We start from the raw sequence: 13,281 nt of genomic DNA on the forward strand, positions 1-13,281 counted from the left end.
GCGTTATTGGGCCGCTGCCTGCGACGCACCGTGCTTGTGTCCGCCGTGATGGCCGGCAGCGCCCGACGCAGCCGAGGCACCCGACGCCGCGCCGGCGCCGCGCGTGCCCGACGCGCCTTTCGGCTTGTCGGCCGGAATCGAGATCTTCGAGCCTTCGCGCAGGCGGTCGGAGCCGTCGGTCACCACGCGCTCGCCGAGCGCGACGCCGCTGACGATGCTCGTGCGTTCGCCGTCGACCGGGCCGATCGTGACCTTGCGCACGGTTACCGTGTTGTCGGGTTTCACGACGTAGACGAACTGGCCGATCGAACCCGTCAGCACCGCGGACGTCGGCACGATCGTCGCGTTGCGCAGCACGTCGACGAGCAGCCGCGTGTTCACGAACTGATTCGGGAACAGCATGCCTTCCTTGTTATCGAAGTTCGCGCGCAGCTTGACCGTGCCGGTGCTCGTGTCGATCTGGTTGTCGAGCGTGGCGAGCGACCCCGTCTCGAGCGGCACCGTGTTGTTGCGGTTGTAGGCGGTGACCGACAGTTTCTGGCCCGCGTTCACCTGCTTGAGGATCTGCGGCAGGTTGTCTTCCGACGTCGTGAAGATCACGCTCATCGGCTGCAGCTGCGTGATCACGACGATGCCGTTGGTGTCGCCCGGCGTCACGTAGTTGCCCGGGTCGACCTGGCGCAGGCCGACGCGGCCCGATACCGGCGCCGTGATGCGCGCATACGTGAGGTTCAGCTTCGCGGAATCGATCGCGGCCTGGTCGGTCTTCACCGCGCCTTCGTACTGCTTGACGAGCGACGCCTGCGTATCGACGGTTTGCGACGCGATCGAATCCTGCGACAGCAGCGTCTGGTAGCGCTTCAGGTCGAGGCGCGCCGTCGCGAGCAGCGCCGAGTCGCGTGCGAACGTGCCTTCGGCGTTCTCGAGCGCCACCTGGTACGGGCGCGGGTCGACCTGCGCGAGCACGTCGCCCTTCTTGACGATCTGGCCTTCCTGGAACGACACCGACTGCAGGTAGCCCGACAGTTGCGTCTTGACCGTCACGTTCGCGAGCGGCGTGACGGTGCCGAGCGCGGACAGCACGATCGGCATCTCGCCTTGCGTCGCGGTCGCGACCTGCACGGGCTGCGGTACGTTCGCCATCGCAGCGGGGCCGCCGCGGCCGCGATGGCCGCCTGCGCCGCCGCCGGCGCTTGCGCCCGCGGTTTGTGCCGCGCTGCCGGCCGCCGGCGTGCGGTTCCACGGATGCCACCACAGCAGGCCGCCGATGACGACGACCGCGAGCGTTCCGATCATCAGCGTGCGGCGCGGGCGTCGCGCGGCGGGGGGCGCAGGGTCTTTCGAAGGGGGCGTGGGCTTTTGTTCGTTATCCATCGTGATCTGTCAGGAAGACGGCGCGGCGTGCCGGAAATCGGACTGCTGGGCTGCGCGTGGGCGAGCGGGTGACGGGACGGGGCGGCCCGGCTCGGTCCGGGGCCCCCGTCGACCCGCGCGGGGAAAAGAGCGGTGCGCGCCGAGAGTGCGGCGCGACGATGGGCATGATCCTACGTCCCGTCCCCGTTACAGTCCAGTCGTCTATCTTTCAACGGGTTACGGTCGTTACAGAACGCGACGGAACGGTGACGGAACGATTACACGCCGACGCGCCGGGCCGGCGCGCCGCCGATCTCGCGGGTGATTTTCGCGATGCACTCCTGCAGCGCGGGCACGACATGTTCCTGCAGCCATTCGGGCGGACACTGGTGCGACGCGCCGCCGCAATTCACCGAATAGCGCTGGCCCGACGGGCCGACGAAACCGGCCGCGACGGCATTCAGGCCTTCGCGCCATTCGCCGATCGCGATCGCGTGGCCGTCGCGCATCGCGTCGTCGAGCGCGGGGGTCAGGCGTGCCGACACGTGCGGCCAGTCGTCGCCCGCCGTGGTGCGCAGCGACTCGAGTAGCAGGCGGCGCTCGTCGTCCTCGAGCGCGGCGAGATACGCGCGGCCGACCGCCGTGCGCGCGATGTCCATCCGCGAGCCGATTTCGAGGCGCGTGACGAGCACGGCCGAGCGCGGCCGGATCACGTCGATCGCGACCATGTCGAGCCGGTCGCGCACCGCGAGGTGCACGGACAGCGACGTGCGTTCGGCCAGCTCGATCATGAACGGCCGCGAGCGCGCGCGGATGTCGAAGTTGCGCAGGAAGCCGTGGCTCAGCTCGAGCACCGACGCGGTGAGCACGAAGCGCTCGCTGTCGGGCAGCTGGAACAGGAAGCCGGCGCTGACGAGCGTCGCGGTGATGCGCGAGACGGTCGGCTTCGGGATGCCGGTCAATTCGGTCAGTTCGCGGTTGCTGACGGGGGCGTCGGCAGCCGCGATGCGGCGCAGCACGGCGAGGCCGCGGGCGAGGGCGGTGATCTCGTCGGGCGACGATTCACGGTCCCGCGACGCGGGAGAGGTTACAGTTGTCGACACGAGGGATTCTCTCTAATTCCGAAACTCGATTTCAATTTTGTTGGTATTGTAGGACTATTGTCAAAGGATGCATGTTCCGCGGGCGAACCGGTCATTGGATGAAATTTTACGGGTTCACCCTTGGTTTATTAGGAAAACGCTCAAATGAGCGTTGCCAGAAAGTGCATGAACCGGTGCAAATACCGCTTGACTTGTCGGGCGGAAACGGAAAGAATGTCTCACGTTTTCGAAACATCGTTTCAAGAGTTTAACCGGCAACGATGTTTCGCGCAGTCTCTCAGGTTCTAGCACGGCCCTCGGAATGGCTAGAACTTTTTTAGCGCCACGGTCTCCGTGGCGCTTTTTTTTGCCCGTCATTTTGACTGTCCGCCCGGGCACGTCAGGCCCGTATTATCCCCCGATCGATGGAAACGCCCGTCCGAGCCCGTTCGGCGCGCGCTGGCGCACGCCATGCACACGATTCGCACGCGCAAAAAAAAGCGCGATGCCCGCACTGGGCATCGCGCACAAAACGGCGTGGAGCGCCGACGAATGAACGGTGATGAAGAAGGGGAGTCCCGGTTAGGGACGCCTGGCCAGCGAGCCCCCCTCGTGTGACCCGGTCAGGCCTTCGCGAGCTTGATGCCGGTCTGCTCGGCCGTCAGGTAGCCGACGCTGGCGCCGAAGCGGTCCTTGAAGTTCGCGCGCACGAGCGGATCGAGCGTCGGCTTGACCTTGTCGTGCAGCGGCGATTCCCAGTCGCCCGCGTGCTGGAAGTTGCTCATGATGTAGGTCCAGCCGTTGATCTCGTCGACCGCGTGCAGGCCCGTCGACTCCGCGCCGGCCGGGCACGACAGCACGCGCGAGAGCGACTTCGTGTCGACGTTGTACGCCCACAGGAAGTTGTTCACGTGCATGCCCGAGTCTTCGCCGATGAACAGCGTGCGCAGCTTTTCGGAGAACTTCAGGTTGTCCGGGTTCGCGATCTTGTCCGGGTTCGCGAGGTTGCCGAGCCCGTCGGCCGCGGCGAGATCCTCGCCGACGAGCGCGGCCGGCGCGCCCATGTCGACCGGCACCCATTCGCTGTCGATCGCGCCGCCCGTCGTGTCGCGCTGGCCGGCCTTCAGGTTCAGCGCGTAGACGGCGCCCGCGGCGATCTTCTTGTCGACCGCGACGTCGCGCGACACCGCATTGCCCTTGACCATCGACGTTTCGATCCGCGACATCGCCGTATAGACGATCTTGTCCTTCGCGTTCACGGTCGTGCCTTCGAGCTTGGTGAAGCCCATGCTGCCGCCGAGCAGCGCCGCGTAGCGGTGCGTCTCGAGGAACGCGGCCGCCTTTTCCATCCCCGGCTTCACGCGCATCCAGTTGAACTTGCCGCCGAAGTGGATCTTCGTGTAGCTCGCGTCGTTCGGGTCGGCGGTCACCAGGTCCATGATGTCCGACGCCTTCAGCGTGTTCGCGAGCGCTTCGATCTCGCTGCTCGTCGCGTGGCCGATCCTGATCCACGTGAGCGTCGCGGTGCCGGCGCCGGCCGACGACGTCTGCGTCCATTTCGCGACGTACAGCGTGCCGGCCGACAGGTCGGCCGCCTTGTCGGCGACGAACATGAACAGGCCGCCGTTGGTGGCGTCGTCACCCATCATCACGGTGCGCTGGTCCGGCATCACCTGGATCAGCTCGTGCGAGATGCGGCCGAGGCAGTAGTGCTTCTTCACGCTGCCCGTGCCGTCCGGGTTCACGGTGATCTCGGGGAGGTGGCCGTAGTGGTAGGGGTTCGCCTTCGTCTCGTCGCCGAACGTGTTCTTGCTGAACGCCTTGAACTGCGCGTCGGTGGCGGCCTTCGTCGCGTCCGGCTCGTATTCCTCGCTCGACAGGTGCGTGCCCCACGGCGACAGGCTCGCGCCGCAGGTGATCCACAGCCCGTGCGCCTTCGACGTGTCGACGTTGTGGTACTTCACGACCTTCAGCGCGCCGGTGGCCGGATCCTGGTCGAGCGAGAGCACCGCGATCGGCGACGGCAACTGGCCGTACTGCGATGCGCTCGCCTGGTCGCGCGTCGTGTATTCGAACTGCACGACCGCGAACACCGTGTTGCCCTTCACGCCGGGCACGTTCGCGTTCTTCAGCGTCAGCAGCGAGCTGCCGTCCGGGCAGTCGGAATAGAACTGGCGCTCCTTGCCGGCGACCGAGCGATCGATGATCGGCTGGTTGTTGATGTCGTAGTAGCCGCCCGCGAGCGTCGTGCCGCCCTTGCCGTCCGGCACCATGTCGCCCGTCACGAAGAACGGCCGGTACGCGAGCTTGAAGTTGCGCGACGAACCGTCCGAGAACGACACCGACAGCGTCGAGCCGACCGTCGTCGTGGCCATCGCGGCCGCATTGTCGAGCGTGGGGGCGGCCATCGCCGAGAACGTCGCCGACGTATAGGCAGCGGCGACCGGGGCCGGCGTCGACGCGGGATCGTCGCCGCCGCAACCCGTCAGCAGGGCCGGCAGCGCGAGGCCGGAAAGGGGAAGCATCGGCGCGCCGGCGAGGATCTTCAGGGCCTGACGACGGGAAGCATTGGGCAACGCGGGCATGTGGAGTCCAGTTTCGGTTGTTGGAAGAATGGCCTTCGCGAAGCAGGCGGTCGGCAAGCTTCGCGAAGGCTGATTGAAAACTGGACGGAAGTGTAAGGACGCTAGATGAAAGTTTTTTGAATTGAAACCGTAATGGTGTGCCTGGCGTCCTTCGATGGATCAATCGCGCTCGGGCGTTGCCGTGATGCGATGGATCGACAGGTCGGCGCCGTCGAACTCGGCTTCGCGATCGAGGCGCAGCCCGACGGTCGCTTTCAGCGCGCCATAGACGAGCGTGCCGCCCGCGCTTGCGATCACGATGCCGCCGAGCGTGCCGACGAGCTGCGACAGGAACGACACGCCGCCGAGGCCGCCAAGCGCAGGCAGGCCGAACACGCCAGCCGCGAGGCCGCCGAGCGCGCCGCACATGCCGTGCAGCGGCCACACGCCGAGCACGTCGTCGATGCGCCACTTGTTCTGCACGCAAGTGAACATCGCGACGAACAGCGCACCGGCGGCCGCGCCCGTGACGAGCGCGCCGATCGGATGCATCACGTCGGAGCCCGCGCATACGGCAACGAGGCCCGCGAGCGGCCCGTTGTACGTGAAGCCCGGGTCGTTGCGGCCGGCCATCCACGCGGCGAGCGTGCCGCCGACCATCGCCATCAGCGAGTTCACGGCGACGAGGCCGCTGATCTTGTCGAGCGTCTGCGCGCTCATCACGTTGAAGCCGAACCAGCCGACCGCGAGCACCCATGCGCCGAGCGCGAGGAACGGGATGTTCGACGGCGGGTGCGCGGCGATCCGGCCATCCTTCGCGTAGCGGCCGTGACGCGCGCCGAGCAGCAGCACGGCCGGCAGCGCGACCCAGCCGCCGAACGCATGCACGACGACCGAGCCGGCGAAATCGTGGAACGGCGCACCGAACGCGTGCGTGAGCCACGCCTGCACGCCGAAGCGCTCGTTCCACGCCATCCCTTCGAAGAACGGATAGATGAAGCCGACGATGATCAGCGTCGCGACGAGCTGCGGATTGAACTTCGCGCGCTCGGCGATGCCGCCGGACACGATCGCGGGAATGGCCGCCGCGAAGGTCAGCAGGAAGAAGAAGCGCACGAGCGCGTAGCCGCTGTGCTGCGACAGCGTGCCGATGTCGTCGAAGAACTCGACACCGTATGCGATCGTGTAGCCGATGAAGAAATACGCGAGCGTCGACACCGAGAAGTCGACCAGGATCTTCACGAGCGCGTTGACCTGGTTCTTCTTGCGGACCGTGCCGAGTTCGAGAAATGCGAAGCCCGCGTGCATCGCGAGCACCATGACGGCGCCGATCAACAGGAACAGTGTATCGACGCCGGATTTCAGACCATCCATGCCGTGGCTTCCTTGCGCAAAAAACGGGCAAGGAACGCAAATATCGAGCCAACTTGGTGAACGGCTGCGTGGAATTGGTGCCTCGATACCGCGTGGTGCGGCATTCCGGTGAATCGTGCACGGGTGACGGAGCGGCCGACGACGATTGGTGACCGCACGATTTGCACGTGTGTGGTGCGGTGCGTGCTGAACTGGTGCGTGCGGCGGGCGAGGCGATGCGATGTGGTGCGCCGTGGCGCACCGATCTGGCGCGTCAGTGACGGGCGAACAGCGTGGGCGGCCGGCGCAGCCGCCACGCGCATGCCGACCAGTAGGCGGCGACGGTCGACAGCCCGAGCGCGGCGAACGCGAGGGCCGCGAAGCCGGCGAGCGACTGGCCGTCGCCGTCGGCGCCGAGGATGCCTTCCGCGATGATCAGCGCGGCCGTCCAGAAACCGATCACGGCCTGGGTGAGCAGGCGCGCGGATGCGACGCGGCGCGGGCGCCCGGATTCGGCCAGGCGGGGCGCCGACGGCGCGCGCAGGCACAGGAACAGGGTGGCGGCGAGCAGCGTGGCCAGAACGATGAACCAGTCGACGAGAAAAGCCATAAGAAAAAAGGGACACGTACGAAGCGGATTGAGGCGTGCCCACTTTAGTGGCGTAGCGCCTGCGATTGAATCAGACGAATCCGAAATTGAAAGGCATTTTTAATGGCTGGTCGTCATTTGGCCTGTTCCACAGGCGGTATCATCGACACCGGTCCAACCACAAGGCCGTGCGACGCACGGCCGGAGATTTGCTGATGAACATGAAGACATCGCGGGCGCATCGCGTGCCCGGGTCCGTACTGGCGGCGGTGGCCGCCGGTGCGCTGCTGTTGCTCGCGGGCTGCGAGAAGTCCGGCGCGCCGGCCACGCAAGCCGATACGGCCGCCAGCGCGGCCGCCGATGCCGCGAACAACGCGGCCAAGGCGCTCGACCAGGTCGCGAGCACCGTCAACCAGCAGATCAACGCCGCGAAGGCCGGCATCGCTTCGGCGGCGTCGGCCGTGCCGCCGCTGTCCGCGAGCGGTCTCGCGTCGGCCGCGCAGGCGCAGATCGACGCGGCCGCTTCCGCGGTCGTCGCGCATGCGGCCTCCGAAGCCGGTGCGAAGATCGCGGAAGCCGGCAAGAAGCTGCAGCAGTGGAGCCAGCAGAACGCGTCGGGCGCCAAGCCCGCGAGCGGGGAATGACGCGGGCTTGCACGATCCACGAAATGTAATTATCATGATTACATATGTCGCCGGTCGCGGTTCGGGCCGGTGTCGCCGAGTGAGTGAGGAATGAATACCAGCAGCCGGTTCGCGTTTGCCGTCCACGTGCTCGCCTTGCTGTCGATGCAGGAAGGCGTGCCGCTGTCGTCGGACATCATCGCGGGCAGCGTGAATACGAATCCGGCGCTGATTCGCCGGTTGCTGTCGATGCTGGCAGCCGCGGGGCTGACCACGTCGCAGCTCGGCGCGGGCGGCGGCGCGTTGCTGGCGCGCGAGCCCGGCGAGATCACGCTGCTCGACGTGTATCGCGCGGTCGACGACGCGCAACTGTTCGCGCTGCATCGCGAGACACCGAATCCCGCGTGCCTCGTCGGGCGGCACATCCAGGTCGCGCTGACCGGCTATATCGGCGATGCGCAACGCGCGATGGAGGCATCGCTCGCCACGCGCACGCTCGTCGACGTCACGGCCGACATGCTGGATCTCGAGCGGCGCACGCAACAGGCGGCAGCCGGCAGGTAGCCGGCGGCAGGCAGGGCAGGAAGCCGGATGGCGCGCAGGTGCGGGTGTCCGGTGCAACGGGGGCTTCGCCCCGTTTTTTTCGATCTTATCTGTAATTAACTGTGTTACATATTTTCTGACTGGAGAATCGTCATGACGCAACGTTCGTTGAAAATCGCGCTGTTCGGCGCCACCGGCATGATCGGCTCGCGCATCGCGGCGGAAGCCGTACGACGCGGCCACCGCGTGACCGCGCTGTCGCGCCATCCGGGCACGGCCGGCGACGGCATCACCGCGCAGGCGGCCGACCTGTTCGACGCGGCCAGCATCGCGGCCGCGCTGCCGGGGCATGACGTGGTCGCGAGCGCGTACGGTCCGAAGCAGGACGATGCGGCGAAGGTCGTCGGGGCCGCGCAGGCGCTGGTCGCCGGCACGCGCCAGGCCGGCCTGAAGCGGCTCGTCGTGGTCGGCGGCGCCGGTTCGCTCGAAGTCGCGCCGGGCAAGCAGCTGGTCGACAGCGAAGGTTTCCCTGACGCGTACAAGGCGGTCGCGCTGGCCCATCGCGACGCGTTCGACTACCTGAAGACGGTCACCGATCTCGACTGGACCTTCCTGGCGCCGGCCGCGCTGATCGCGCCGGGCGAGCGCACGGGCACGTTCCGCACGGGCGCCGGCAAGCTGATCGTGGACGCGCAGGGCAATAGCAAGATCTCGGCGGAAGACTACGCGGTCGCGTTCGTCGACGCGCTCGAGCAGGACAGCTTCGTGCGCGAGATCGCGACGGTCGCGTATTGAGCGGCGTGACGACCGGCGGCGTGTGAGCGCCGGCCGGGGCGTGGCGTACAAGCCGCGGCGCGTAACAAGGTCGGGCGATGCCATCCTCACGGGCGGCGTCGCCTGTTTCGTTTGGCGTGGCGAGCACGTGGCGGATCGGTATTTATACCGGTCGACGCGGCGAAGCCGTTTTCATACTGTTCCCCGTTGTGCAGGATGAATAGAATAAATTTCTATCTACGAGGGACTGGAGAAATGGACGCCATCGATCGCAAGCTGCTGGAACTGCTGCAGGCCGATGCCACATTGCCGATCGCGGAACTGGCGCAGCGCGTGAACCTGTCGCAGACGCCATGCTGGAAGCGCGTGCAGCGGCTCAAGGAGACCGGCGCGATTCGCGCGCAGGTTGCGCTGTGCGATCCGCGCAAGCTCGGCGTCGGCACGACCGTGTTCGTCGCGATCCGCACGAACCAGCACACCGAGGAATGGGCGCAGCGTTTCACGCAGGCCGTGCGCGACATGCCGGAAGTGGTCGAGGTCTACCGGATGAGCGGCGAGACCGATTACCTGCTGCGCGTCGTGGTGGCCGGCATCGACGACTACGATCGGGTCTACAAGCAACTGATTCGCACGGTGCCGCTGTTCGACGTCAGCTCGTCGTTCGCGATGGAGCAGATCAAGTATTCGACCGCGCTGCCCGTGCGCGATCTCGCGGAGCCGGCGTAGCGCGTCAAGGACGCGGCACGGAGGCTGACGGTGTCGCGCGACGGGGCCGCGGCACGGCGTCAGCGGCCGCGTGCCAGTGCGCGTGCGCGTTCGTCGGCGAGCGCGTCGCGGCGCACGAAATCCGCGACGAATGCGTTCGCTGGATGATGGTGCAGCGCGTACGGCGTGTCCCATTGCGCGAGCCGGCCGTCCTTCATCACGCCGATCCGGTCGGCGATCGCGAACGCTTCGGCCTGGTTGTGCGTGACGAGGATCGCGGTGTGGCCCGTGCGTTTCAGGATGTCGCGCAGCTCGAACGCGAGCCGCTCGCGCGTATCGACGTCGAGATTCGAGAATGGCTCGTCGAGCAGCAGCAGCTCCGGGGACGGCGCGAGCGCGCGGGCGAGCGCGACGCGTTGCTGCTGGCCGCCCGACAACTCGTGCGGATAGGCGCCGCCGGAATCGGCGAGGCCGACGAGTTCGAGCATTTCGGCGACACGCAGGCGCCGTTCGATCTTCGGCATGCGCCGCAAACCGAAGGCGACGTTGTCGGCCGCGCTGAGGTGCGGAAACAGCGCATAGTCCTGGAACATCATGCCGATGCGCCGCCGCTCCGGCGGCACCTCGAACGACGATGCCGCGACGGGCCTGCCGTCCAGCATGATGCGCCCCATGCGAACGGGCTCGAAGCCGGCGATCGCGCGCAGCACGGTCGTCTTGCCGCAGCCCGACGCGCCGAGCAGGCAGCCGATGTCGCCGCGCGGCAGCGCGAGGCTCAGCCCGTCGACCACCGTGCGGCGGCCGTGCGGCGTGTCGTAGGCGATGCAAAGGTCATCGAGTTCAAGCAGGTTCACGGGTTCAGGCTCCGATCTTGTGGCGGGTGCGGGCGAGCAGGATCACGGGCACGAGCCCGGCCAGCACGATCGCGAGCGCGGCGACCGCGCCTTCTTCGTAGGTGCCGCGTGCGGCTTCCGCATACAGCCAGGTCGCGAGCGTGTCGAAATTCAGCGGACGCAGCAGCAGCGTGGCCGGCAACTCCTTCATCGCGTCGACGAACACCAGCAGCGCGCTTGTCGTGAGCGCGGGCCGCAGCAGCGGCAGGTGGACGCGGCGCAGCGTGCCGCCGGCCGTCTCGCCGAGCGAGCGCGCCGCCTGTTCGAGCGACGGCGGAATGCGCGCGAGACCGGCCTCGATGCTGCCGGCCGGGATCGCGAGAAAGCGCACCGCATAGGCGATCACGAGCGCGGTGACCGAACCCATCAGCAGCAGCCCGTCGCGGCCGAGCGCCGCGCCGAACAGCCGGTCGGCTGCCGCGAACGGAATCAGCAGGCCGATCGCGAGCACGGTGCCCGGTACCGCATAGCCGAGGCTCGCGATCCGCGCGCACAGGCGGGCAGGGCCCGCGCGGGCGCTGTCGCGTTGCGCGCGCGCGGCCCACGCGACGACGAGCCCGCAGGCGAGCGTCGCGGCGGTGGCCGCGGTGGCGATCGTCAGCGTGTTCGTGAGCCCCGTCAGCAGTTGCGCGGACACGCCGCCGACGAGATGCAGCCGCTTGCCGGTCTCCACCGCGAGGTACGCGGCCGGTGCGCCGAAACCGAGCAGCACGGGCAGCCAGCCGAACACGGCGGCGCCGAGCGCGGCCGCGCCGGTGAGGCGGCGCGGCGCGATCGGCCGCATGCGCCGGCCATGCGCGTAGCGCTGGCGGCGGCGCCCATAACGTTCGAGCACGATCATGCCGACGACGATCGCGAGCATCGCCAGCGCGATCTGCGCGGCACCGGCGAGGTCGGAGCGCGTGATCCACGTCGTGTAGACCGACACGGTCAGCGTCTGCACGCCGAGAAATTCCGACGCGCCGATGTCGTTCAGCGTTTCGAGCAGCGCGAGGCTCACGCCGACCGCGATCGCGGGCCGCGCGAGCGGCACGACGACGCGCCAGAACGTCGCGACGCGTCCCGCGCCGAGCGTGCGCGCGGCCTCGAGCAGGCTCGCGGACTGCGTGACGAACATCGCGCGCGTGCTCAGGTACACATACGGATACAGCACGAAGCCGAGCACGAAGATCGCGCCGGGCAGCGAGCGCAGGTCCGGCAGGCGGAACTGGCGCGGGCTGTCGAAGCCGAGCAGCCAGCGGATCGCGCCCTGGACGGGGCCGATCGGATGCAGCAGGTCGAGATACGCGAATGCGACGATGTAGGTAGGCACCGCGAGCGGCAGCAGCAGCGCCCACGTCAGCATCCGGCGACCGGGAAAATCGTACGCGGTGACGAGCCACGCGCAGCCGGTGCCGACGATCGACACGATCGCGCCGACACCCGCGAGCAGCAGCAGCGTATTGACGAGCGCCTGCGGCAGCACGAATTCGGCGAGATGACGCCAGTGCGCGAGATCGGCGTCGAACGCGGCGGCCACGAGCACCGCGAGCGGCGCCGCGACCGCCGCGGCGACCGCCAGCGCCGCGAGCAGCCACAGGCTGCCCGCGCGCGGGCGCAGACGCAGCCGGGATGGCGCGCGGTACGCGCCGGACGATGCGGCGTCAGTTGTCAAAGCCGACCTTGTCGACGAGCTGGCTCGCCTGCTTGCGATGCTTCGCGATGTCCGCCAGCGGCAGCGGGTCGACCTTCAGCGCGCCGAAACTCGCGATCACCGGATCGAGCTTCACGTTCGCGCGTACCGGGTATTCGTAGTTCGCCTGCGCGTACAGCGCCTGCGCTTCCGGCGACACGAGGTATTCGAGCAGCTTCACCGCGTTGGCCTTGTGCGGCGCGTGCTTTGCGACCGTCGCGCCGCTGATGTTCACGTGCGTGCCGCCGCTCTTCGCGTTCGCGAACGTCGGGCGTACGACCTTGATCGCGTCGCCCCACTTGCGCGCGTCGCTGCCGGCTTCCGCGTTCTTCATGTGGCCGACGTAGTACGCGTTCGCGAGGCCGACGTCGCAGATGCCGCCGAGGATGTCGCGCGCGACGTCGCGGTCGCCGCCCGTCGCCTTGCGCGCGAGGTTCGCCTTCACGCCGCGCAGCCATTTCTCGGTCGCGGCCTCGCCGTCGTGCGCGATCATCGCCGCGACGAGCGCCGTGTTGTACGGATGCTGGCCCGAGCGGATGCAGACCTTGCCCTTCCATTTCGGATCGGCGAGATCCTCGTAGCGGAATGCGTCGACCTTCAGGTCCTTCTCGACGTACAGCACACGGTCGCGCAGCGACAGCGCGTACCAGTCGCCGTTCGTGCCGCGCAGGTTCGCGGGAATCGCGTCGTCGAGCGCCTTCGAGCGTACTGGCTGCGTGACGCCACCGTCGACCAGGTCGAGCAGGTTGCCGACGTCGACCGTCATCAGCACGTCGGCCGGCGACTGCGCGCCTTCCGCCTTCACGCGCTCGAGCAGGCCGTCCTTCACGAACACCGTGTTGACCTTGACGCCGCTCTGCTTCGTGAAGGCATCGATGAGCGGCTGGATCAGCTTGGGTTCGCGGGTGGTGTACAGGCTCACTTCCTCGGCCGCCTGGGCAAGCGGCGCGAAGGCGGCCGCGGCCAGGGCGAGGGCGCCGGCGAGCGGCAGCAGGCGGGTGCGCGGATTCGACATGGTGACTCCGGTGGGACGGGTGAACGAAGGAAATATTACAAAATGAAAGATTTTGGATTCTAAATCGAAATGGGAACGATTACCAACTGAAAGCGTGCGGAAAGCAGCGGGGGAT

The 13,281-nt window shown here is 67.7% G+C and carries 12 protein-coding genes; 4 read left to right on the forward strand and 8 right to left on the reverse strand.

From position 1 onward, the window contains the following. Positions 1-3 precede the first annotated feature (3 nt). The 5 genes from AC0KUR_RS22485 to AC0KUR_RS22505 all read right to left on the reverse strand — a co-directional run bounded on the left by AC0KUR_RS22485 (position 4) and on the right by AC0KUR_RS22505 (position 6,962). Positions 4-1,374, reverse strand: a complete 1,371-nt coding sequence (locus AC0KUR_RS22485) for an MdtA/MuxA family multidrug efflux RND transporter periplasmic adaptor subunit (protein ID WP_473376430.1) — start codon at positions 1,372-1,374, stop codon at positions 4-6. 257 nt (positions 1,375-1,631) lie between these two features. Further along, positions 1,632-2,456, reverse strand: a complete 825-nt coding sequence (locus tag AC0KUR_RS22490; protein WP_034186565.1) for an IclR family transcriptional regulator — start codon at positions 2,454-2,456, stop codon at positions 1,632-1,634. A 602-nt stretch (positions 2,457-3,058) separates the two neighbouring features. Beyond that, a complete protein-coding gene (locus AC0KUR_RS22495; RefSeq protein WP_059560645.1) occupies positions 3,059-5,020 on the reverse strand; it encodes a PhoX family protein in 1,962 nt (653 codons plus the stop codon). A gap of 159 nt (positions 5,021-5,179) precedes the next feature. Then, a complete protein-coding gene (locus AC0KUR_RS22500) occupies positions 5,180-6,373 on the reverse strand; it encodes an ammonium transporter (RefSeq protein ID WP_034186567.1) in 1,194 nt (397 codons plus the stop codon). A gap of 253 nt (positions 6,374-6,626) precedes the next feature. Continuing rightward, a complete protein-coding gene (locus tag AC0KUR_RS22505; RefSeq protein ID WP_069705392.1) occupies positions 6,627-6,962 on the reverse strand; it encodes a hypothetical protein in 336 nt (111 codons plus the stop codon). Positions 6,963-7,156: 194 nt separating this feature from the next. Between AC0KUR_RS22505 and AC0KUR_RS22510 the strand changes: the two genes are divergently transcribed. From AC0KUR_RS22510 to AC0KUR_RS22525, 4 genes are all read left to right on the forward strand, one after another. After that, entirely contained in the window at positions 7,157-7,585 is a 429-nt protein-coding gene (locus AC0KUR_RS22510; RefSeq protein WP_473376431.1) for a hypothetical protein, read from the forward strand. A gap of 90 nt (positions 7,586-7,675) precedes the next feature. Next, complete coding sequence (locus tag AC0KUR_RS22515) at positions 7,676-8,128, forward strand: Rrf2 family transcriptional regulator (RefSeq protein ID WP_473376432.1); 453 nt, start codon at positions 7,676-7,678, stop codon at positions 8,126-8,128. Positions 8,129-8,260: 132 nt separating this feature from the next. Beyond that, a complete protein-coding gene (locus AC0KUR_RS22520; protein ID WP_059560637.1) occupies positions 8,261-8,902 on the forward strand; it encodes an NAD(P)-dependent oxidoreductase in 642 nt (213 codons plus the stop codon). 234 nt (positions 8,903-9,136) lie between these two features. Beyond that, positions 9,137-9,607, forward strand: coding sequence for an Lrp/AsnC family transcriptional regulator (locus AC0KUR_RS22525; RefSeq protein ID WP_006484401.1), 471 nt, complete (start codon positions 9,137-9,139; stop codon positions 9,605-9,607). Positions 9,608-9,666: 59 nt separating this feature from the next. Here the strand turns inward: AC0KUR_RS22525 and AC0KUR_RS22530 are convergent, their stop codons facing one another. The 3 genes from AC0KUR_RS22530 to AC0KUR_RS22540 are packed head-to-tail and all read right to left on the reverse strand — an operon-like array spanning position 9,667 to position 13,166. Further along, positions 9,667-10,440 (reverse strand): ABC transporter ATP-binding protein, encoded by a 774-nt coding sequence (locus AC0KUR_RS22530; protein ID WP_059560634.1) that lies wholly within the window; start codon positions 10,438-10,440, stop codon positions 9,667-9,669. Between the two features lie 4 nt (positions 10,441-10,444). Continuing rightward, positions 10,445-12,133 carry an ABC transporter permease gene (locus AC0KUR_RS22535; protein WP_473376433.1) on the reverse strand — a complete coding sequence of 563 codons (1,689 nt, stop codon included), beginning with the start codon at positions 12,131-12,133 and terminating at the stop codon, positions 10,445-10,447. Beyond that, positions 12,123-13,166 carry a Fe(3+) ABC transporter substrate-binding protein gene (locus tag AC0KUR_RS22540; RefSeq protein ID WP_059560629.1) on the reverse strand — a complete coding sequence of 348 codons (1,044 nt, stop codon included), beginning with the start codon at positions 13,164-13,166 and terminating at the stop codon, positions 12,123-12,125. The genes AC0KUR_RS22535 and AC0KUR_RS22540 overlap by 11 nt, the downstream gene beginning before the upstream one ends. Between the last annotated feature and the right edge of the window lie 115 nt (positions 13,167-13,281).

It is taken from the genome of Burkholderia sp. YHN3-13 (assembly GCF_055810675.1).

Coding starts and splice junctions, on each gene's coding strand:
- AC0KUR_RS22485 (WP_473376430.1), bottom strand. CDS start 1,374: ATGGATAACGAACAAAAGCCCACGCCCCCTTCGAAAGACCCTGCGCCC.
- AC0KUR_RS22495 (WP_059560645.1), bottom strand. CDS start 5,020: ATGCCCGCGTTGCCCAATGCTTCCCGTCGTCAGGCCCTGAAGATCCTC.
- AC0KUR_RS22500 (WP_034186567.1), bottom strand. CDS start 6,373: ATGGATGGTCTGAAATCCGGCGTCGATACACTGTTCCTGTTGATCGGC.
- AC0KUR_RS22505 (WP_069705392.1), bottom strand. CDS start 6,962: ATGGCTTTTCTCGTCGACTGGTTCATCGTTCTGGCCACGCTGCTCGCC.
- AC0KUR_RS22510 (WP_473376431.1), top strand. CDS start 7,157: ATGAACATGAAGACATCGCGGGCGCATCGCGTGCCCGGGTCCGTACTG.
- AC0KUR_RS22515 (WP_473376432.1), top strand. CDS start 7,676: ATGAATACCAGCAGCCGGTTCGCGTTTGCCGTCCACGTGCTCGCCTTG.
- AC0KUR_RS22520 (WP_059560637.1), top strand. CDS start 8,261: ATGACGCAACGTTCGTTGAAAATCGCGCTGTTCGGCGCCACCGGCATG.
- AC0KUR_RS22525 (WP_006484401.1), top strand. CDS start 9,137: ATGGACGCCATCGATCGCAAGCTGCTGGAACTGCTGCAGGCCGATGCC.
- AC0KUR_RS22540 (WP_059560629.1), bottom strand. CDS start 13,166: ATGTCGAATCCGCGCACCCGCCTGCTGCCGCTCGCCGGCGCCCTCGCC.